Source organism: Bacillus sp. CFBP9009 (assembly GCF_036541465.1).
In the GTDB taxonomy this organism is placed as follows: Bacteria; Bacillota; Bacilli; order Bacillales; family DSM-1321; genus Peribacillus.
Genome location: NZ_JAZHFU010000001.1, coordinates 509402 through 530873 on the forward strand (window position 1 = coordinate 509402; position 21472 = coordinate 530873).

Below are 21472 nucleotides of genomic sequence, written 5' to 3' on the forward strand. Positions count from 1 at the left end.
TATGAAGTTAGTAATAAAGTGTTCAATATTTACAGAGTATTTACAAAAATCTCAAATTCGTTTTACAAATGGCTTTTATACTAAGGGTGTATTAAAGGAGGTGAACGGTTTGCTAAAATTACAAAATATTAGCAAGCAATTCGATGGAAAATCAGTTTTGGATAATATAAATCTTGAAATTAAAACGGGGGAGATCGTTTCACTATTAGGACCAAGTGGAAGCGGCAAAACTACTTTATTACATATAATTTTGGGCTTGACGGGTATCAATCATGGAAAAATCATTTTCAATGATACCGATTTGAGTAACGTGCCCATGAAAGACCGGGGATTTAATATCGTTTTCCAGGATTACGCTCTTTTCCCGCATTTGAATGCCTATGAAAATATCGTTTATGGATTGAGGAACAGGAAGGGATCCGTTTCCAAGGAAGAGCTTCAAGAATACATAGATTTCCTAGAATTAACACCGCATTTGAAAAAAAGGATCAGCGAATTATCCGGGGGTCAGAAACAAAGGGTTTCGATCGCAAGGACTCTTGTAATGAAACCGAAAATCCTATTACTTGATGAGCCGCTGAGTGCTTTGGATGGTGTGATCAAGGAATCGATAAAGGAACGCATCAAATCCATTGCCCGAGAATTTAAGCTGACGACAATCATAGTGACACATGACCCGGAAGAGGCTTTGACGATGTCCGATAAGATTTTGATCATTAATCAAGGGAATATTTCTCAATTTGGATCGCCTCAAGAAATCATCAATCAGCCAGCCAATGATTTTGTGAAGGAATTCATTCTTAAACAACTGGAGATCAAGAGAGAAAATATTTACAACTTATTCGGTGAAAAGTATGCCTGATGTAAAACCGGCAATGAGAGTCATTTATATACCTATCTTACTGCTATTTGCCGCTTTTCTTTTCTTGCCGCTTGGGATATTGTTCGTCCGTTCTTTTGAAACCGCTGATGGAATCAATCTCTCGAATTATCTAACGGTCCTTTCAAATGCAGAGCTGATAATGTCATTTGGAAACAGCGTGAAAATCTCAGGGCTCACAGCCGTCATTACAACCGTTTTAGCCTTTTTCCTGGCCTATTCCATCCATTGCACCCGATTATATAGGCCGTTAAAAAGTGTAATTAAAACAGGGATCCTTATTCCGATGCTGCTTCCGACGATCACGTTCGGGTTTGCGATCATCTACTCTTTCGGCAATCAAGGAATCATAACGAAGATTTTTGGAAGGAATCTATTCGATATATACGGATTTAATGGATTATTGATAGGTTATGTGATTTATACATTGCCATCAGCTTTTCTGCTCATTAATAATTCCTTCAAGTACATGGATAAAAAGTTCATCATCGTTTCAAAATTAATGGGTGACGGAAGGATAAGAAGTTTCATGAATACGATCATACGGCCATTATCGGGAACTTTGGGAGGAGCCTTTGTACTTTCATTCATCTTGAGCTTCACCGATTTTGGGATACCGGCTTCAGTCGGAGGGACCTACTCCGTTGTTGCGACGCAACTGTATCAAGTCATGCTAGGTTCAATCCCTGATTTCAATAATGGTGCAGTGATTGCCATTCTCATGCTCATTCCGGTAGTATTCAGTGTTTTTCTATTAAACTATCTCGAAAAACTTAATTTTCATTATGACAAGTTCAGCGATATCGAATTGACGAAGAACATAGGAAGGGATATATGTTTTGGGGGTATCTCGCTGCTGGTCTTGATAGGGATGTTTTCTGTATTTGCGGTCATGTTCATTGCACCATTTTTAACTAGTTTCCCTTACGATCTCTCGTTCACCTTAAAGCACTTTATCGACACATTCCAATCAAGCGATTTAACGGCAGTTTATAAAAACTCCTTATTCGTTGCCTTGATGACGGCTGTAATGGGAACGTTCATCGCCTTTAGCTCTGCGGTTTTGAATGTCCGGACGCCCCTTAAGGGGAAATCGTCAATGGATGTCATTTCGATGCTGACGAATACAGTACCGGGAATGGTGTTGGGCTTATCGTATTTGCTGCTGTTCAACGGCAGCAGCTGGAAGGGGACCTTTGCCATCATCATTCTATGTAACATTGTCCACTTCTTTACAACACCCTATTTAATGGCGAAGAACTCTTTATCCAAAATGAACCCTGGTTGGGAAACCACCGGGAATTTATTGGGGGATAGCTGGATCAGGACAATCTATCGTGTCATTCTGCCAAATTCGGCATCTACGGTGATCGAGATGTTCAGTTACTATTTCATCAATAGTATGGTGACGATCAGCGGAATCATCTTTTTGGTCACGGCCCAAACCACATTAGTGGCCAGTAAAATTAAAGAGCTTCAGCATTTTGCCAAATTCAATGAAATATTCATCCTGTCTTTGCTTATCTTTTTTACAAATCTAGTCGTGAAGCTGCTTTGTGATCATTATCAAAAAAGACAATTCAAACATTAATGAGGGGGATATTATGTCTAAAACGATCAAGATAGCCTTACTTTCTTTAGTTGCTCTAAGTTTGGTATTTGTATTGGTGGGCCGTAACAGCGGCAAAGCGGATGAGGAAAAGGTGGTCATTTATACGAATGGCGATGAAGAAGCCACTGCAGCAATGGAGACTTCCCTGAAAGATGCCGGATACGAAGGGAAATATGTCCTTCAATCATTAGGCACATCAGAATTAGGCGGGAAACTGCTGGCAGAAGGCGCTGAAATCGAGGCAGATGTCGTGACGATGAGTTCTTATTTCATCGAAAGTGCCCAAGATCAGCACTCCATGTTCAAGGACCTGTCATTCAGTACAAAAGCATTGGAAAAAAATCCAGCCTATTATACGCCGATTTTGGCAAATACCGGTTCCATTTTTGTAAATACGGAAGTGCTTAAACAAAAAGGCCTGCCGATGCCTACCTCGATTAAGGATTTGACAAAGCCGGAATATAAAGGGTTCGTTTCAATTCCTAATATCCTGGACTCTTCAACAGGGTGGCTGTTAGTTCAAGCAATAATCAGTCAATACGGTGACGCAGAGGGGAAAAAGGTTCTCCATGACTTAATATCAAATAGCGGTCCGCATCTTGAGAGCTCAGGTTCAGGTCCAATCAATAAAGTTCAAGCAGGTGAAGTGGCTGCTGGTTTTGGTTTACGCTATCAAGCCGTGATGGCTAAAGAGTCGGGTTTACCGATCAAATTCGTTGATCCGGTTGAGGGGAATTTTTCTTACACGGAATCCGTTGCTGTCGTGAATAAAGATAATGAAGCTAAAACAAGTTTAGCGATGAAAATGGCAGAAACGATCAGTAAAGATGCTAGAGAAGAATTGCTGAAACATTACCCGGTCGCACTTTATGAAGGTGAAAAGGTAACGGAAAAGAACAAACCGGCCCACCCTAAGAAATATAAGCAGCCCCTAACGGTTGAATTATTAAAACAGCATCAAGAATTCTTTAAATCAGCACAATGATGAATACAGTGAGGAGTGAAGGAAAATGAATACCTATAAACTATTGACGCCTGGACCGCTGACCACTACAAGTACGGTGAAACAGGAAATGCTTGTTGATCGCTGCACGTGGGAAAATGATTATAAAGAAATCACACAAAAAATCAGATCCCAGCTTCTTGAATTGGCATATGCTGCAAACGGAGAATATACGGCTGTACTTATGCAGGGAAGCGGCTCGTTTGTTGTAGAATCTGTGCTGACGACTGCACTTGCAAAATCCGATAAAGTGCTGATCATTACGAATGGCGCATATGGAAAACGGATTGTGAAAATGGCGGAATGCATCGGACTGAATCATGTGGAATATGGCGTTGAGTACAATGAATTTCCAAATGAAGCTGAAATCCGGAATATTTTACTGGATGATAGTGACATCACACATATTGCAATGGTTCATTGTGAAACGACGACAGGGATTTTAAATCCGATAGAAATGGTTTCGAAGATATCAAAGGAACAAGGGAAAACCTTGATCATTGATGCGATGAGCAGCTTTGGCGGAGTTGACATGAATGTGCCTGAACTCGGAATTGATTATTTGATCAGCAGTGCGAATAAATGCATTCAAGGAATCCCCGGTTTTGGTTTTGTCATCGCAAAGCTTGAGAAATTGTTGGCTTGTGAAGGCAATGCCCGCAGTTTGTCCTTGGATTTATATGATCAGTGGAAAGAGATGGACAAGGATGGGAAATGGCGTTTCACTTCTCCAACACATGTAGTGGCCGCGTTTGCTAAAGCGTTGGAAGAATTAACTGAAGAAGGCGGCATCCCAGCTAGATTCTCCCGCTATAAAAATAATAATGATAGGCTGAGGGAGCTGATGGGGAAATTGGGCATTCATGCATATATCTCACCTGATAAACAATCGCCCATCATTACAACTTTCCTTTTTCCAACTGAAACCTTTGATTTTGAGGACTTCTATAATTTTATCAAAGAGAGGGGATACGTAATATACCCTGGAAAGCTTACTGACATAGATACATTCCGAATCGGCAATATTGGCGAAATCCATGAAGAAGATATCGAGGAACTTGGCAGGATCGTAGAAAAATATATGAAAGTGGTGACAGTATGAATAAGGTAGAGGGAATCATTTTGGATTGGGCAGGAACAGCTGTGGATTTTGGATGTTTTGCACCAGTGAATGTTTTTGTGGATATTTTTAAGAATGCTGGACTGGACGTGACGATGGAGGAAGCCAGAGCTCCGATGGGCATGCTGAAAATCGACCATATTCGTGCGATGCTGACCATGCCAAGGATATCTTCGTTATGGGAAGAACAATACGGAAGACCATTCAATGAGGAAGACGTTGAAAAACTATATGCTGAATTTGAACCGGCACTGATGATGTCTTTGGCGGATTATACAGATCCCATTCCAGGGGTTATCGAGACGGTGGAAGCATTAAGGAATCGCGGCCTGAAGATTGGGTCGACAACAGGGTATACGGATACAATGATGGAGGTCGTCGTAGCAAATGCTTTGCAAAAAGGGTATCGGCCGGATTTCCATGTAACTCCGGATGCAACCGATTCGATTGGCAGGCCTTATCCTTACATGATATATCGGAATATGGAAGAATTGAAGTTAACGGCATCATGGAAGGTAGTGAAGGTAGGAGATACCATTTCCGATATGCAAGAGGGAGTGAATGCTGGAGTATGGTCGGTCGGAATCATTGTCGGAAGCTCTGAGATGGGATTGAGTTTGGATGAGTATACAAGTTTACCAGAACAAGATAAACAAAACCTCATCTCTAAAACGGCAGACACATTTATGCAAAACGGGGCAGACTTCACCATCAAAACGATGGAGGAACTACCTGAACTCATAGATCGCATCAACCTTCTTATAGCAGAAGGGAAAAGACCTCGTTCAAGCTAACATTCAGTGCCAAAAAAAGTGCAGCATCTTTCATCCTTTAGTGGGAATGAGGGATTGCTGCACTTTTTTTCGCTTGCCTGAACATCATTATATTGCTTTTTTCCAATCTCATACAAACGTGCAGAATGAATGATTTTTTTGAAATTTAACTCGACTGCTTATTGTAAAAAGTGAGAAAAGAGTGTACGATTAAATGAGAATGATAATCAATCACACTTGATTACCGGGGAGTGGACGGAAATGGAACAGCAGGATTTATTTGATGTAACGGTTATTGGAGGAGGACCAGCAGGCCTTTACTCCACTTTTTATAGCGGACTTAGAGAAATGAAAGTTAAACTGATTGAATACCAGCCACGGCTAGGCGGGAAAATTCATGTCTATCCAGAGAAGATGATTTGGGATGTAGGGGGGCTGACACCCACTACTGGGGAAAAATTAATTGAGCAGTTAGTGGAGCAAGGTTTAACATTCAATCCAACAGTCGTCTTGAATGAAAAAGTGGAATCAATCACACGTAATGAAGAAGGTATCTTCGTTTTACATACAGCTTCAGGGCAAATGCACTATTCCAAGACGATCATTGTCGCGGTTGGCGGCGGAATCCTGAATCCGCAAAAGTTGGAAATAGACGGGGCAGAAAGGTTTGAAGTCTCTAATTTAAACTATACTGTTAAGTCTTTCAATCGTTTCAAGGATAAGACGGTGATCATTTCAGGCGGCGGGAATTCTGCAATAGACTGGGCAAATGAATTAGAGCCCATCGCCAAAAAGGTGTATCTGACATACAGGAAAGATAGTTTGGCAGGTCATGAATCACAAGCAAGGCAATTGATGGAAAGCTCAGCTGTTTGTTTCTTGAATACGACGATTACAAAATTGATTGCCTGCGCTGATCATGAATCAATTGAACATGTTGAACTGACGAATCACGCAACGGGAGAGGTTTCTTACTTGCCGATCGATGAGGTCATCATCAATCATGGTTATGAGCGTGATACATCGCTGCTTCAAAATAGTAAAGTGGACATTGCCATTGCCGACAATTATTATATTGAAGGTACTCCTGCAAGTGAATCCTCGATGGATGGAATATACGCTGCCGGTGATATCTTAAAGCATGAAGGTAAATTGAACCTGATAGCAGGTACTTTTCAAGATGCAGCAAATGCCGTAAACAAGGCAAAGCAATATATCCAGCCTGACGCTCACGGAGTGGGAATGGTTTCTTCCCATAATGAAATCTTTAAAAAGCGCAATAGGGAATTGATCAAGGAAATGATGAAACCGGCTGGGGTACTTTAAAGGGAAACGGAAAAAAGCTCCAGGGCCTCATTGGCCTTGGAGCTTTTAGTATCTTCGAAATTATAGAGATTCTTTGATGACCTTCTTGTAATGAAATACGGATAGTATTCCGAAGATCGAATACAGTGCCGTGTATAATGCCATAACGATGATCATCGGTGTCCAAACTTCGGTTCCGAATAAGAACCATCCTGATTGGACTGCGAAATAACTGTGAAGCAGCCCGACGATTAAAGGAATGCCGAAATTGAAAACCTGTTTTGCTTGGATTCCTCTTAGTAGGTCACCTCGCGTGAATCCCAGTTTTCTTAAGATCGTATAATTGGATTTTTCCCCTTCACTTTCATCCATTTGTTTGAAATACAGGATGCAGCCGGATGTGATGAGGAAGGTTAATCCCAAGAAGCCGACGATGAACATGATAAGACCCATATTCTTCTTCTGGGTGTTGAACATTTCAAATTGGGAATCATTCACATGTTCTTCTTTAAAACTCATTTTTTTGAATAGATCATTCGCTTTTTCAAGTTCAGCTTCATCCTTCACATCAATGCCGATATTAACGGATGATACTTTTTGGATTTTCGGGTCGAGGTCCTTTTTCAAACGGTCGAATATCGTTTGGTCTACAATGGCAACGGGCAATCCTCCATTCGTGAAGTAATAGGACAGGAAGGTATCATCATTCAATCCCATATATGTTTGCGGAATCACTTCATTTTTGCCTTTTAGTTCAATCTTTCCGGAATCCTTCAAGGACATTACCTTCTCCATCATATTACTGTATCCGCTGAAAAGGGTCTCATCTTTGGCGAGGTTGATTCCTTTAACGGATTCATCACTGATGACGGGAACGGTCATGATGTCCGGATCGAAGTTCATTCCTTCGAGGCTCGTTTCCATTATTTCCTTTACATTGACATCCACTTGAATGACATCGATCACCTTTTCGTCATAATCAATTTTACTGTCTGATAAAGCTTCTTTGAATGTATCCGCATCTCCCTTATCCGTCATCGAAAAATCGGTGGGGATACTGCTTTGTGCCATTTTCTCCGCTGAGTAGTAGGAGATATAGCTTAATGATAACAACCCGATCGCCAAAGCCGAAACGGTCGTGATGATCGTCAATAATATCGCATTCGATTTCATCCGGAACATGATGGATGAAAGGGACAATACTTCATTGATGTTCAAATAGCCATTTTTCTTTTTACGGACGATATTAAAGATGAAGCTTACGGATCCTTTATAGAATAGGTAGGTACCGATGATGACAGTTGCCAGAATGAAGATCATGGCCATAAAAAGCTCGGTCATCTCTGTAAAAGCTCCATCGAATAATTTGGATGAAACGACATAGCCAGCAATGATCAGGATGATTCCGAATATCCCGATGATCATTTCGAACATCGAAACCTTTTTCACTTTTCCTTCCGTCATTGAAGTCACTCTAAATAATGATAGGATGGTTTGCCTTTTAATGAAGGCATAATTCATCAACATGATTAAAAGATAGATGGCGCTAAAAACGAGCACGGTTTGAACAAGCGGCTGAAAAGAAAATTTAAGAGTCGCAATTGCCTCGACACCCATTATTTTAAATAGTATCATGATGATCAATTTTGAAGCGGCAAACCCTACAAAGATTCCCAGGAATACGGAACAGAAATACAGGATCAGGTTTTCCACACTCAGGATACGGAATATCCTGTTCTTCGTCATGCCTATCAATTGGAATAAGCCAATTTCTTTACTGCGTCTTTTTATGAAAATGCTATTGGCATATAAAAGGAATATGGAAACAATCGCAACAAGCAGGATCGATGCAGCCTTGATGGAGGCGGCCCCTTTCACTGTACCCTCCGCTTTATCCAGCGCTGGGTCATATTGCAAGGTGACAAAAGCAAAGTAAAGGGAAGCGCTGAAGACCAGGGCAAACACATACAGATAATAGTTCTTCAGATTCTTCTTCAGATTTCGCAAGATGAGTTGATTAATGCTCATTTTGAACCCCTCCCAATACACCTTGTGTTTTCATGATGTCCTTGAAGAAGGTTTGTCTGGATTCTTCACCTTTATTCAATTGGGTATAGATTTGCCCATCTTTAATGAAAATGACTCGGCTGCAATAACTGGCGGCCACGGGATCATGGGTTACCATGATGATGGTCGCTTTGTGCTTTCGATTCATTTCGCTCAGTTTGTTCAGTAAATCGGAAGCTGATTTTGAGTCAAGCGCCCCAGTCGGTTCATCCGCAAATATGATGCTTGGATCATGGATGAAAGCCCGTGCTGCAGACGTACGCTGTTTTTGACCACCGGAAATTTCATTTGGGTATTTATCCTTCACTTCATATATGCCCAGTTCCTTCGCCACGCTATCAAACTTTTGTGCCGCTTCATTATTGGGCGTTTTTGTAATGGATAAAGGCAAAAGGATATTTTCTTTGACAGTCAGTGTGTCCAATAGGTTATATTCCTGGAAGATGAAGCCCAGGTGGTTCTTACGGAATTCGGCCAAATTCTTTTCTTTCATCCCTGAAATCTCTTTTCCATCGATCGTAATGGTGCCGTTGCTGATTTTATCGATCGAGGAAAGGACATTCAGCAAAGTCGTTTTTCCTGAACCGGAAGCACCCATGATACTTACGAATTCACCTTCTTGTATGCTTATATCGAGACCCTTTAAGACTTCTTGTTTATTGAATTTATTACCATAGCTTTTATGGATTTTTTTCGCTTCTAATATATTCATTTGGATACACTCCTTTTTTTTCTATATCCTCATTATAAAAGGCCATGTATTTCTTTTCCTTCGTTTGGACGAACAAAGAATAAAAGCATGTGACACTTTTGTCACATGCTTGTGATATTCACGAAATCATTTCTTTTTGGGAAGGTCAAGGTAACGGTCGTCCCGGTTCCAAGCTCTGATTTAACTTCAATGGTGATGAATAGGGACTCGGCTGCATTCTTGGTTAAATATAGACCCATGCCGGTTGCCGCATTGTCACGATGATTTGTCGTGGATGTAAATCCTTTATCAAATATACGGGATATATCCTTTGGGTCAATGCCCCGTCCGGAATCCTGGACTTCAAGAACCGTTTGTCCGGCTTGCTCATGGCTATATATCGTGATATCTGAGTTTTCACTGTATTTAATGGAGTTGGTCAAGAGCTGCCTCATGATGAAGGCCAGCCATTTGGCATCACTAAGCACTTCGGTTACATCCAATTGTATGTCGAAGCCGATCCCTTTTTGAATGCACCATGATTGCAGCGTTTTAATCTCATCAAAGATTATTGTTTCCAAATCGGTTTTCTCTATATACAAATCATTTTCGATGAAAGGCATGCGCCTTTGATGGAGCTGCTGATCAAGAAGCAGGTGAATGCGCAGCCACTCATAAGTCAAATGGGATTTCAGCAATTCATCATCCAAGCGGTCAATCATTAAATGCATCGCCGTCAATGGTGTCTTCACTTCATGAATCCAAGATAATAATTCATCCTTCTCCTGCTCTAAAGTCATTTGACCAATTGATGCGGATTGCTTCAATATTTCGGTTTGGTTAATGATGCTGTTTTCTATGATTTTTTCGAAAGGGCTTTCCGGTTCGGCTATATTCGTTATATCCAGGTTGTCTTCCCGCGCTTCTAAACTTTTATAAAAATATGTTTCTTTTTTATAGCGGAATATCAAAAACATACTGAATATGAGCAATGATAAAAAAACAATATACAGTATGGGCTTTAGCGGAATGGCCGAATCAAGAAAAGCGACAAAGATAATGAATAGATGAAGAAGTATGTAGAATGTGATCCAGCTGAACCTTTCCACGATATATTTTCTGATCATGCATTTGCCTCTTCCACGGCGATATAGCCCTGTCCGACCTTCGTTTCGATAAAATGCCCTAAACCCAGTTCATCCAACCTCTTTCGTAAACGGTTCACATTCACTGTAAGGGTGTTATCGCTTATGAAACGTTTGTCATCCCATAAGCTGTTGATCAATTCTTCGCGGCTTACGATCTTGTTTTTCTGTTCAATGAGCTTTTTCAAGATGAAAATTTCATTTTTCGTCAATTCGATTGTGCCAGTCTCGGCCGATACCGTATTCTTCTCGTAATCCACAGTTGCGCCGCACCAGGTTTTCAATTCAATCTTTTCGGTATTGTAATTATAGACACGGCGAAGGGTGGCCTGTATCTTTGCGATGAGTACATCAAAATGAAAAGGCTTCTGGATAAAATCATCAGCTCCAAGCTGCATGGACATCACCATGTCGGTAGGATGATCACGTGAAGATAAAAAGATGATGGGAACATTGGAATGGGTCCGGATCATTCTGCACCAATGAAACCCATCAAACTTCGGTAACTGTATATCAATGATGACCAAATCAGGTTTTATGTCCGTGAATTCCTGAACCACTTTACTAAAATCGCTAATTCCATAAATATCATAAGACCATTGCGCCAATCTATCTTTAATTTCATTGAATAACGTCGTATCATCTTCTATCAATAGTAGTTTAAACAAAGGGTTCACCGCACTTTCCAGCTTTTTCTTAAAAGTATATAGTAAAACCTTTATAGGTTCTAGAGGAAGGGAGGAACAGGAGGTGTAATTGCCTCGTTACCGGTTGTATGTAAACCATTATTATATTAGAATTGACAATAACGAATGGAGGAAGTGAATTTATGTCTGATTTTCCTAATTGCCCTGCATGTGATTCAGAATATACATACGAAGACGGAAGTCTTTTTGTTTGCCCAGAATGCGCCCATGAGTGGACGGTGGAAGCGGAAACGGAAAATGGTGATCAAAAGAAGGTTATCAAAGATGCTAATGGAAATGCCTTGAACGATGGTGATACCGTTACAGTAATCAAGGATCTTAAAGTGAAAGGGAGCTCATCCGTCTTAAAAATGGGCACTAAAGTCAAAAGCATCCGTCTAGTTGATGGTGATCATGATATTGATTGCAAGATTGATGGTTTTGGTGCAATGAAATTAAAATCCCAATTTGTTAAAAAGGTATAATGATAAAAAACGGCCTAATCCATTGATTAGGCCGTTCTTTTTTACGTTACTTCTTAATAAACTTTGTCACCGTTAAAGATTGAATTCTTAACGACCACATAATCCACATTCCTGATGGCTTCCAACTTGGTTCCACCTGCATATGAAATGGAAGACTGAAGATCTTGTTCCATTTCCTTCAACGTATCTTCCAAAGATCCTTTGTGCTCGACAAACATCTTTTTGCCTTCAACGTTTTTCTTTTCACCTTTTTGGAATTCAGAAGCTGAACCAAAGTATTCTTTAAAGGCCTTTCCATCTTTCTCGATCGTTTGACCTGGAGATTCTTCATGTCCGGCAAATAGTGAACCGATCATGACCATCGAAGCTCCAAATCTAACTGATTTGGCAATATCACCGTTCGTGCGAATGCCGCCGTCAGCTATGATTGGCTTGCTTGCCGCTTTTGCACACCAGCGAAGTGCAGCTAGTTGCCAGCCGCCCGTTCCAAATCCAGTCTTGATTTTAGTGATGCATACTTTCCCTGGCCCGATGCCTACCTTTGTAGCATCCGCACCGGCATGTTCCAACTCCCGTACCGCTTCAGGAGTTCCCACATTTCCTGCAATGACAAAACTCTCAGGTAAATGTTTTTTAATATGCTGTATCATCTTTATCACGGCATTGGAATGGCCGTGTGCAATATCTATCGTAATGTATTCAGGCACAATGTTGTCTTCCGATAATTGTTCAATGAATCCGTATTCTTCTTCTTTAACGCCGACACTGATGGAAGCGATCAATTCTCGTGAATGCATGTCTTTAATGAAAGTCAGTCGTTTTTCTGGCTCAAAACGATGCATTACATAAAAGTAACCGTTTTCAGCCAAGTAAATGGCAATCTTTTCATCAATGATCGTTTGCATATTGGCAGGTACTACAGGTAACTTGAATGTATGTTTACCCAGAGTAACGGATGTATCACACTCAGAACGGCTATTTACTACACATTTTGCAGGAATTAATTGAATATCTTCATAATCAAACACGTTTTCCATGTTACGCACCTCTATATACGAATATTTTTGTCTTTTTACATAAAAATTGTTCGCCCATTAGGTAATGTACATCATTTTTGACAGTAAGTCAAAAATTTTAACTTCTTTTGTCTACAAACTAGATAATTGTTTGCCCACAGTTTTTTTATAGCTGTACAATTTGACCGTTGATTTCCACTCCAGGCACTCGCTTTCCGCGGGCGGTCCGGGAGCCTCCTCGGCGCCTTTACTCCTGCGGGGTCTCCCTTTGACGCGCTTTCCCCGCAGGAGTCTCGCACCTTACGTTCCAATCAACTTTTGTTTTTAAATTTGTCGACAAAAGTGGGATCGGAATGGTCTCATCCCGAAGCATGATTTTAAACCCTAATAATTTTTTTAGAAATTTGCTGCGACACTCCTGCCGAATAACTGGCTAGCCGAGACCCCGCAGGCGCTTAGGCTTGGCAGACAGTCGGCGGAAAGGGAGCGGATTTCTGAAATCAACTCGAACGGTTTTATTTGTCTACGCCCTGAAATACTTAAGTATTTTCACCAATCTGGACGACTTTTACACCTTTACGTTTTTTTACATCATCTTAACGTTGACCGACATGGCACTAAGTTAAAATGATAATGGGTAACGAATAAGAATGGAGGGATTGGCATGAAGGTTGAATTACATTGTCATACGAACGTCTCAGATGGTTCCAGTTCTTTTGAAGAACTATTGGAGGCTGCAAAAAGGGAGAGCATTGGCCATTTAGCGATTACGAATCACGATACAACGTTGAGATTGCAAGAGATGGTGGAACGGGGAAAGGAAGTGGGAATTGAAATCATCCCTGGTATAGAAGTTTCTGGTTATGACTTTGCAAGAGGAAGGCGTGTACATATTTTGGGCTATTTTGTTGAGCCTGGTCATAAGGCACTTGAGGATTTATGTAATCCACTGATTCATAAGAGGAATGCAGCTTCTGAAAAAATGGTGGAACGGCTGATTCATGCAGGATATCGAATAACTTGGGATCAGGTTTCTAAATTCAGGGGAGGAACCGGTGTTTATAAACAGCATATTATGCTAGCGCTGCGGGAATCGGGGTATACGGATTCTATCTATGGAGATTTGTATAAGAAAATCTTCAGTCGCGGCCAAAATGGAGAAGAGCCGGGCATTGCCTTTATTCCTATGGAGTATGTGGATGCCATTATGGCTGTGAAGGCGATTCGTGCTGCCGGAGGCGTCCCGGTCCTTGCTCATCCTGGACAATACGGGAGCTTCGAAATTATTCCTGATCTTGTAGAAGCAGGGCTTGTAGGGATTGAAGTTCTACATCCGCATCATGGACATGCAGAAGAGGAAAGAGCGATTTCATATGCAGATCAATATAATCTCATTAAGACAGGAGGTTCAGATTTTCATGGGGATTATGGGGAGAAGCCGATTCGTCTTGGCAGTATGAGCCCTGGAAAGGAATGTGTGAATGCTTTGAAATTAAGGAAAAAAAGCATGGCCATTAATGATGTGGTATTGAAAAATATCGATCTATGAAACCAGGAATTTTGCTGTGAAAACGGCCTGCTCATATGCTGGATTAGGAATTTGAAAGACTGAACATGCAGTATGTTGTATTGAGAAAATCCATAAAATAAGTACTTCCTTTCGTTCTGGTAATTGACCAGGACTTTTTTTTTACAAGAAAATCATGGTAGCTTCATATTTTCTCATTACACTGACATTAACAAGGAAAAATAGGTATTATGCAGATCTGATATTTTAAGGGGGATTTCTGTTGGCGGAAAAGAACTTTTTAGTGGATCATTTAATATCGGAAATTAAGAGTGGGACCTTCCAATTGGATAAAAAGTTACCTTCAGAGCATATACTCGCTGATCAATTTAATGTTCCAAGAATGGTTGTCAGGAAGGCATATGAGCAGCTTCAAGATTTAGGCTTTATCTATTCAAAGCAAGGTAAGGGAAGTTATGTCCAGGAAAGCAAGAAGCAAATCCCGTTAATTCTATCCGGAGATGTTAGTTTCACCGAGAAAATGAAAGAATTCCAGTTTTCCTTTCAAACGAGTACTATTTTTTGCGAAGAAATTTCTTATGATCAAAAGATTTTTCAAAGCCTCGAGGTGGAAAGCGATGACAAGGTCTTTAAAATTGGCAGGCTTAGGTTAATGGACGATTTCCCGATTGCTCTTCATACATCTTTTGTAGCAAAATCAACATTTCCTGAAATAGAAAATGACGGTCCTGATATTACCTCTATGTTTCAATATTATCGGCAGCGTGGTTATGTAGAATTCGGATCCAGCAGCAGCACGCTGAATGTGATTTTTCCTACACTATTCGAACGGGATATTTTGCAGTGTTCAAGTTTAATTCCGCTTTTGCAGGTGGAATCGTTATGCCGGGATAAGCGGAGCAATCAAGTCCTTGAGCACACGGTCATAATCTATCGGAGCGATTGTTTCACATATGTTATATAAAAACTTCCATTCCAGATATCGCTTGAATTCACAAGTAAATGTTCTGAATTCACGAGTAAAAGTACGAAACTCACGAGTAAATGCTCCGAATTCACGAGTAAAAGCACGAAACTCACGAGTAAATGCTCCGAATTCACGAGTGAAGCACGAAATTTGAATAGTGCAGGCCCGGCTTTAACAAATTTCATACAAAGATTTACTCTTTCTTAACTTACGTTCACTTGGCAACAAGATACATTGAAGATGTTAGCTTGAAACTAAAACATTTGGAGGCCAATGGAATGAGAAGAAGGGAAAGAACCGAGATTTTGATTCAAGGCTCTGAGGACATTGCGAAGGAATTTGCCAAGGAAATAGCAATGAAATATAAAATTACCGTCATTCAAAAGCCAGAGAGTGCCCTCGTGTTGCTAAAGACAAGGGAGACGGCAAAAAAGAGCTTGTTTTATCTAGGGGAAATGCTGGTGACAGAATGCACGGTCCAAATCCAGGATTCAATCGGGATAGGTATCGTTAAGGGACATCGGGAAGAACTGGCACATAGTTTAGCGATCATTGATGCTGCTTATCAGGCTGATCTTGGAGAAACAAGATTATGGTCACATGTTTTAGAAAATGAGAAGAAGAATATACAGAAAAATCTTCAAGAGCAGAATCGATCAATCTTAAGAACCAAGGTTAATTTTGAAACAATGGATGTTCAATAAGAGGGGGGAAAGCAATGAATTTGGATGTAGTTCATGATATACAAACTGTTTATAGAAAGCTTGTAACGGCAACTTCAAGACCTGGAACTTTAGTGGTTTTGGAGAGGGAAGCCAGGACATTGGGTGTTCAAATGGAATGCTTATCTTCTACTATCCTGCTTGCACTTACTGTACTTGACCCTGAAGTGACTTTTAATGTCATTGCAAAGGAGGAGGAGGAGGTGTCAAGAATGATTAATCAGCTTACTTATTCAAAGCCTGTCGATTTGCCGGAAGCGGATTTTATCTTTATTTTACATGATGCCTCCGAAGAGCAAATGAAGGAAGCGATGACAAAAGCAAAGGTAGGAAATCTGTTGAACCCTCATGAATCGGCAATGATCATTCTAGAAGTACCGGATGTGACGAAAGGGGACTCTATGATCCTTTCTGGACCGGGAATTCAAGAGGAATCATTCATAAGCCTCCCGAATGTCTCCGCCTGGCTTGGTGTAAGGAACGAAAAAAACATAGAATTCCCGTTAGGAATCGATATGTATTTTGTGGATCAACAAGATCGTTTGATAGCCTTACCGAGAACGACTCAAATCAAAGAAAATGGGGGTGAGATTATATGGGATATGTTGCAGTAAAGGGCGGAACAAAAGCGATTGAGGAATCCATCAAACGCTTAAAGTATGAACGGGTCAAAAAAGGGACGGCTATAGAGCTGCATAAGATAGAAGCAGGGATGAGAGGGTTGATTGATCAGGTTATGTCAGAAAGCAGTTTGTATGATCAATCACTGGCTGCACTTGCCATTAAACAGGCTGAAGGCAATCCGGAAGAAGCTGTTTTCCTCTTGAGAGCCTATCGATCCACTTTGCCGCGAAAGCATGTTTCACGAGTGATCAGTTCTGAAAATATGAAAGTGGAAAGGCGGATTTCTGCTAGTTTTAAGGATGTACCTGGCGGGCAGATTTTAGGTGCCACGAACGATTATACACATCGGTTACTAGATTCGGAGCTGAAAAATGAATCGGATATAAGCATTCAAGATTGGTTACGGGCTTTTCAAGAAGAAAATCGTTCAACGGAATATCAGAACGATATGGATGATTTAAACTCTCTGCCTAAAGTTTTGGACTACTTAAGAAGTGAAGGCTTATTAGCAAGCTGTGAAAACAATGATTTGCAGCCTGGGGATGTGACAAGGAAAAGTCTGGAGTTTCCTTCAATGCGGAGTGAACGTCTGCAAATTTTAACAAGAGGCCAAACCGGTGCAGTGACATCACTTGCTTATGCAGTCATTCGTGGATATGGTGCACTGCACCCGACAGTAGGGGAGCTGCGCGTAGGCCAGCTGCCCGTTCATCTCGATCACCCGCTGCTGGACGACGGGCAAGAGGAAGATAGCTATTATATTGGGGATTTCACAGCAACTGAGGCAGAGATGCTCATTCCGCTTACGGTAGAGAAAGAACAAGGCAAAAAAGAAATAGAGTTTGAAATTGGTTATGGCATGTGCATGGGACAAAATGAAACGAAAGCAATCGCAATGGGCATCTTGGATAATTGTCTGGAAAAACCCAACAAGGAGTTTCCAAGTCACAACGAGGAATTCGTTCTTTATCATATAGATTCAGTGGAATCAACGGGTTTCATCTCCCATTTGAAGATGCCTCATTATGTTACGTTCCAATCCAAGCTTGATAGCATTCGGAAGTCGAAAGATAAGACCACAGAGCAGGAGGTTGGATTGCATGAATAAGACCTATAATTTTGCATTCTTTGATGAAGGGTCGAAACGGGAGATTAGAAGGGCGACACTGAAGGCGATTGCCATTCCGGGTTATCAAGTCCCATTCGCTTCAAGGGAAATGCCGATTGGGCGTGGTTGGGGCACAGGCGGCCTGCAGTTGACATTGTCATTGATCGGAAAGGATGACGTCCTTAAGGTGATCGACCAAGGCTCGGATGAATCCGTTAATGCTGTTAACATAAAAAAACTCGTATCTGATACCACTGGGGTAAGGACAACGGATAGCACAAAAGAAGCCTCTTTAATCCAGTCTAGACACAGGGTGCCGGAAGTGCCGCTGCAACGAGACCAGATTTTAATTCTTCAAGTTCCGTTACCGGAACCTTTAAGGAATTTTGAACCGAGCGAACATGAAACGAAAAAGCTGCATGCTGAGAGAGAGTATAGCGGAGCATGGCTTATGTTATTTGAACAAATTATGAAGTACGGAATAATGGCGACGGATGCAGACCATCCGGTGATGGTTCACGAAAGGTATGTCATGGCACCAAGTCCAATACCAAGATTCGATAATGCCAAGCTGGACGATAATGAAGCGCTCATTTTGCTAGGTGCAGGCAGGGAGAAAAAGGTATATGCAGTACCTCCATATACAAATGTATCATCTTTGGCATTTGATGATTATGAATTTGAAATCGAGTCCTTTGCAAATCATGCTTGCATTCTCTGCGGGTCCAACGATGTGTTTTTGGATGAACTTGTTGATGAGGAGTCAGGTGAAACGTATTTCCAATGCAATGATACAAGCAATTGCCTTGAAATGGTCAATCAAAAACAATCATTGGGAGTGAATTAAATGTCTGTGCTTGAGGTGCCCGTATTATCAGTTAAAAAAATGAACAAACAGTATGGTGACGGATGTTCGACATGCAAGCAAATGAAAACAGGAAAAGTGACGAAAAACTATTGTCACGAATGCGGGACGGTTTATGCCTGCAGAGATCTGACATTTGATTTGTATCACGGTGAAGTTCTCGGAATAGTAGGGGAAAGCGGCAGCGGCAAATCCACTTTAATGAAAAGTTTGTATTTTGACGAAGAAGTAACCGATGGAGAACTGTATGTGGCTGGCTTTGAGGATGGAAAAAAGAATTTATTCATGGAGTCTGCCCAGAAAAAAAGATACGTTCGAAACCACTTGATGGGGAAGGTTTATCAAAACCCGATTCTAGGGTTGAAAATGGATTTCTCCTCGATAGGCAATATTGCCGAGAAGTTAATTTCAGCTGGGAACAGACATGTTGCCAGCATGGAATCAAGAGGCGCCGAGCTCCTGGAAGCAGTCAATATTCCCATTCATCGAATGAAAGAAGAACCAAGGAATTTCTCAGGCGGAATGCAGCAACGGGTCCAGATAGCCAAAGCATTGTCCAACAATCCACCCATACTGCTATTGGATGAGGTCACCACAGGTTTAGATTTATCAGTTCAAGCAAGTGTATTGGATTTAATTAAAGGCCTCCAAAGAGATTTGAATATTAGCATTGTATTGGTTTCCCATGATTTGGGCGTAATCCGAATGCTTGCAGACCGTACGCTCGTTATGCTGGAGGGTAAAGTAATCGAGCAAGGTTTAACAGATCAAATACTCGAAGATCCACAGCATCCTTATACCCAGCAATTAGTACACTCGCTGTTGTAAAAGAAACTAAAGAAAATGGGGGAAGAGACATTGTTGCTGATTAAAAATGGAAAAATAATAACGGAAGACTCGATATTGATGGACCATGATCTCTTAATTAAGGATGATAGAATTTGCCGGATTGCACCTGTGGGAGAAATCGAAAGAAGTCCTGAGATGGAAGTGCTGGACGCTATGGGCGGATATGTCTCACCCGGTTTTATTGATCTCCATTCGGATTATATTGAACATATGACTGCGCCGCGCCCGACTTCTTTAATGAATTTTAATTTGAGCTTAAGAGAAACGGAAAAGGAACTGATTACGCACGGGATCACGACCATGTTCCACTCTCTGTCGCTCTATAAATCCACTGAATACGCATATAAGCCAATTCGGGAGCCTGAGAATGTAAGGAAGCTTATTGACTTAATTGATCAAACACATAAGATGAAGCACCTGGTCCGCCATCGGTTTCATGCCCGTTATGAAATCGATAATTTGGATGATATTGATAGTCTAAAAGAATATATTTTGGAAAAGAAAGTGCATCTGGTCTCATTCATGGACCACACTCCAGGACAAGGGCAGTATCGGCATCTAGAGATTTATCGAAACACTTTAAGAGGGTATAACGATTATAGTGATGAAGCCATTGATGTCATGATCCGGACTCATCAAGTGAAGGAAAAGCTGACGATTGAAAGAATGAAGGAAATCGCACTGCTGGCAAGGGAAAACAATATTGCCGTTGCCTCACATGATGATGATTCAATAGAGAAGCTTGAATTGGTTCACAGCTTTGGAACGAGTATAAGTGAATTTCCAATCACACTTGAGATTGCCCGTAAGGCCCATGATATGGGGATGTATACTATAGCCGGTGCACCAAATGTGCTTTTGGGAGGTTCTCACAGCGGGAACTTAGGTGCCTCTGAAGCCATTCAGGATGGAAGCATAGACATATTATGCAGTGATTATTACCCTGCAGCCCTTCTGCATTCAATGTTTGAATTAGTCGAAAACCATGGAATGGATCTTGTCGATATGTTCAAGCTAGTTACGATTAATCCCGCAAAGGCAGTCAAGATGGAGGACGAAATTGGATCGATTCGCGAAGGGAAAAAGTCTGACATACTTATTATAGAAAAAATTTCTGGTGATTTTCCTGTGATAACAACTGTGATTGTAGATGGGAAATTGATTCAAAAAACGAATTACAGGATATAAATTCTAGAAAGCGGGTGGCAAAGTGGAGAACATATTGGAGATCAATGATTTATCCAAGTCTTTTATTTTACATAATCAACGCAAGAATATCCATGCGGTCAGCAACATTACGATCATAGTGAAAAAAGGCGAATTTATTGGCATTACAGGCAAGAGCGGCAGCGGCAAATCAACGATCCTAAAATCGATTTACGGTACTTATCGGGTTCAAGAAGGAGACATCTGGTATGATTCTTCCCACTATGGTGCGATCAATCTGGCAAAAGCAACGGAAAGGGAAATGATTTACCTGCGTAAGCATGAGATAGGCTATGTATCCCAATTTTTAAATGTCATGCCAAGAACTACAGCAAGGCAGCTCGTTACCGGGGCCATCCTTGAAATGGGACAAACCAGGGAAATGGCCAATATCGAAACAGAAAAAATCCTCGATCACTTTGAAATAGGAAAAGAGCTATGGGACAGTTACCCTGCTACTTTTTCAGGAGGAGAGAAGCTAAGGTTAAATATAGCAAGAGCAATGGTGAAAAGGCCGCGGCTCCTTCTGTTGGATGAACCGACTGCAAGTTTGGATCACGATTCTAAAGTGAAGGTGAAAACCCTCCTTGAACAGCTAATGAACGAAGGAACGACAATGCTGGGCATTTTTCATGACTTGGAGTTCATGAATCGGTTAGTAACTAAGGAATATAGCATGCAGAATGGATGTTTTAATCAAGCTATTCAAAAAATTTAATGATGAATTCACACAAATTTTACTGAATATTCAGCTCCCTTAACGGCAGATTAGTATTATACCGGTATTGTTATATGGGAAGTGACTGAAATAAGAAAAGAC

22 protein-coding genes are annotated in these 21472 nt (G+C 41.0%); 16 read left to right on the plus strand and 6 right to left on the minus strand.

The window, feature by feature from the left end:
• Positions 1-109: 109 nt before the first annotated feature.
• The 6 genes from V3595_RS02685 to V3595_RS02710 all read left to right on the plus strand — a co-directional run bounded on the left by V3595_RS02685 (position 110) and on the right by V3595_RS02710 (position 6714).
• Positions 110-862 carry an ABC transporter ATP-binding protein gene (locus tag V3595_RS02685; protein ID WP_101223028.1) on the plus strand — a complete coding sequence of 251 codons (753 nt, stop codon included), beginning with the start codon at positions 110-112 and terminating at the stop codon, positions 860-862.
• Positions 855-2471 carry an ABC transporter permease subunit gene (locus tag V3595_RS02690; RefSeq protein ID WP_485905716.1) on the plus strand — a complete coding sequence of 539 codons (1617 nt, stop codon included), beginning with the start codon at positions 855-857 and terminating at the stop codon, positions 2469-2471. Before V3595_RS02685 ends, V3595_RS02690 begins: the two co-directional genes overlap by 8 nt.
• A gap of 13 nt (positions 2472-2484) precedes the next feature.
• The gene (locus V3595_RS02695) at positions 2485-3477 is read left to right on the plus strand and encodes an extracellular solute-binding protein (RefSeq protein WP_485905336.1); all 993 of its coding nucleotides are present in this window, start codon (positions 2485-2487) and stop codon (positions 3475-3477) included.
• Between the two features lie 25 nt (positions 3478-3502).
• Positions 3503-4597 (plus strand): 2-aminoethylphosphonate--pyruvate transaminase, encoded by a 1095-nt coding sequence (gene phnW / locus V3595_RS02700; protein ID WP_485905337.1) that lies wholly within the window; start codon positions 3503-3505, stop codon positions 4595-4597.
• Entirely contained in the window at positions 4594-5409 is an 816-nt protein-coding gene (gene phnX / locus V3595_RS02705) for a phosphonoacetaldehyde hydrolase (protein ID WP_485905338.1), read from the plus strand. The genes phnW and phnX overlap by 4 nt, the downstream gene beginning before the upstream one ends.
• A gap of 240 nt (positions 5410-5649) precedes the next feature.
• Positions 5650-6714: an NAD(P)/FAD-dependent oxidoreductase gene (locus V3595_RS02710; protein WP_485905339.1), complete on the plus strand. Its 1065-nt coding sequence runs from the start codon at positions 5650-5652 to the stop codon at positions 6712-6714.
• A gap of 60 nt (positions 6715-6774) precedes the next feature.
• Here the strand turns inward: V3595_RS02710 and V3595_RS02715 are convergent, their stop codons facing one another.
• From V3595_RS02715 to V3595_RS02730, 4 genes are all read right to left on the minus strand, one after another.
• Positions 6775-8721, minus strand: a complete 1947-nt coding sequence (locus tag V3595_RS02715; protein WP_485905340.1) for an FtsX-like permease family protein — start codon at positions 8719-8721, stop codon at positions 6775-6777.
• Positions 8711-9472: an ABC transporter ATP-binding protein gene (locus tag V3595_RS02720; RefSeq protein WP_485905341.1), complete on the minus strand. Its 762-nt coding sequence runs from the start codon at positions 9470-9472 to the stop codon at positions 8711-8713. The genes V3595_RS02715 and V3595_RS02720 overlap by 11 nt, the downstream gene beginning before the upstream one ends.
• Before the next feature lie 101 nt (positions 9473-9573).
• On the minus strand, positions 9574-10578 hold the full coding sequence (locus V3595_RS02725) for a sensor histidine kinase (RefSeq protein ID WP_485905342.1): 1005 nt from the start codon (positions 10576-10578) through the stop codon (positions 9574-9576).
• A complete protein-coding gene (locus V3595_RS02730) occupies positions 10575-11264 on the minus strand; it encodes a response regulator transcription factor (protein ID WP_458341374.1) in 690 nt (229 codons plus the stop codon). Before V3595_RS02730 ends, V3595_RS02725 begins: the two co-directional genes overlap by 4 nt.
• Positions 11265-11425: 161 nt before the next feature.
• Here V3595_RS02730 and V3595_RS02735 point away from each other — a divergent pair, with 161 nt between their 5' ends.
• Positions 11426-11767 carry a zinc ribbon domain-containing protein YjdM gene (locus V3595_RS02735; protein WP_101223017.1) on the plus strand — a complete coding sequence of 114 codons (342 nt, stop codon included), beginning with the start codon at positions 11426-11428 and terminating at the stop codon, positions 11765-11767.
• A gap of 53 nt (positions 11768-11820) precedes the next feature.
• On the opposite strand, the gene guaC is transcribed toward V3595_RS02735, so the two are convergent.
• Entirely contained in the window at positions 11821-12804 is a 984-nt protein-coding gene (gene guaC, locus V3595_RS02740; RefSeq protein WP_063232623.1) for a GMP reductase, read from the minus strand.
• A 643-nt stretch (positions 12805-13447) separates the two neighbouring features.
• Here guaC and V3595_RS02745 point away from each other — a divergent pair.
• Both V3595_RS02745 and V3595_RS02750 read left to right on the plus strand, forming a co-directional pair.
• Positions 13448-14332, plus strand: coding sequence for a PHP domain-containing protein (locus V3595_RS02745; protein ID WP_485905343.1), 885 nt, complete (start codon positions 13448-13450; stop codon positions 14330-14332).
• A 241-nt stretch (positions 14333-14573) separates the two neighbouring features.
• Entirely contained in the window at positions 14574-15275 is a 702-nt protein-coding gene (locus tag V3595_RS02750) for a GntR family transcriptional regulator (RefSeq protein WP_485905344.1), read from the plus strand.
• Here V3595_RS02750 and V3595_RS02755 read toward each other — a convergent pair.
• Positions 15242-15463, minus strand: a complete 222-nt coding sequence (locus V3595_RS02755) for a hypothetical protein (protein WP_485905345.1) — start codon at positions 15461-15463, stop codon at positions 15242-15244. The genes V3595_RS02750 and V3595_RS02755 overlap by 34 nt on opposite strands.
• A 93-nt stretch (positions 15464-15556) precedes the next feature.
• Between V3595_RS02755 and phnG the strand changes: the two genes are divergently transcribed.
• Genes phnG through V3595_RS02790 form a run of 7 tightly spaced genes read left to right on the plus strand, consistent with a single transcriptional unit; the run spans position 15557 to position 21370 of the window.
• Entirely contained in the window at positions 15557-15982 is a 426-nt protein-coding gene (gene phnG / locus V3595_RS02760; RefSeq protein WP_485905346.1) for a phosphonate C-P lyase system protein PhnG, read from the plus strand.
• 14 nt (positions 15983-15996) lie between these two features.
• Entirely contained in the window at positions 15997-16614 is a 618-nt protein-coding gene (phnH, locus tag V3595_RS02765; RefSeq protein WP_485905347.1) for a phosphonate C-P lyase system protein PhnH, read from the plus strand.
• Entirely contained in the window at positions 16596-17732 is a 1137-nt protein-coding gene (locus tag V3595_RS02770) for a carbon-phosphorus lyase complex subunit PhnI (RefSeq protein ID WP_485905348.1), read from the plus strand. Before phnH ends, V3595_RS02770 begins: the two co-directional genes overlap by 19 nt.
• Positions 17725-18579: an alpha-D-ribose 1-methylphosphonate 5-phosphate C-P-lyase PhnJ gene (locus V3595_RS02775; RefSeq protein ID WP_485905349.1), complete on the plus strand. Its 855-nt coding sequence runs from the start codon at positions 17725-17727 to the stop codon at positions 18577-18579. Before V3595_RS02770 ends, V3595_RS02775 begins: the two co-directional genes overlap by 8 nt.
• Positions 18580-19425, plus strand: a complete 846-nt coding sequence (locus tag V3595_RS02780) for an ATP-binding cassette domain-containing protein (RefSeq protein ID WP_485905350.1) — start codon at positions 18580-18582, stop codon at positions 19423-19425.
• Between the two features lie 30 nt (positions 19426-19455).
• Positions 19456-20634 (plus strand): phosphonate metabolism protein PhnM, encoded by a 1179-nt coding sequence (gene phnM / locus V3595_RS02785; RefSeq protein ID WP_485905351.1) that lies wholly within the window; start codon positions 19456-19458, stop codon positions 20632-20634.
• 22 nt (positions 20635-20656) lie between these two features.
• A complete protein-coding gene (locus V3595_RS02790) occupies positions 20657-21370 on the plus strand; it encodes a phosphonate C-P lyase system protein PhnL (protein ID WP_485905352.1) in 714 nt (237 codons plus the stop codon).
• The last annotated feature ends 102 nt before the right edge of the window (positions 21371-21472 follow it).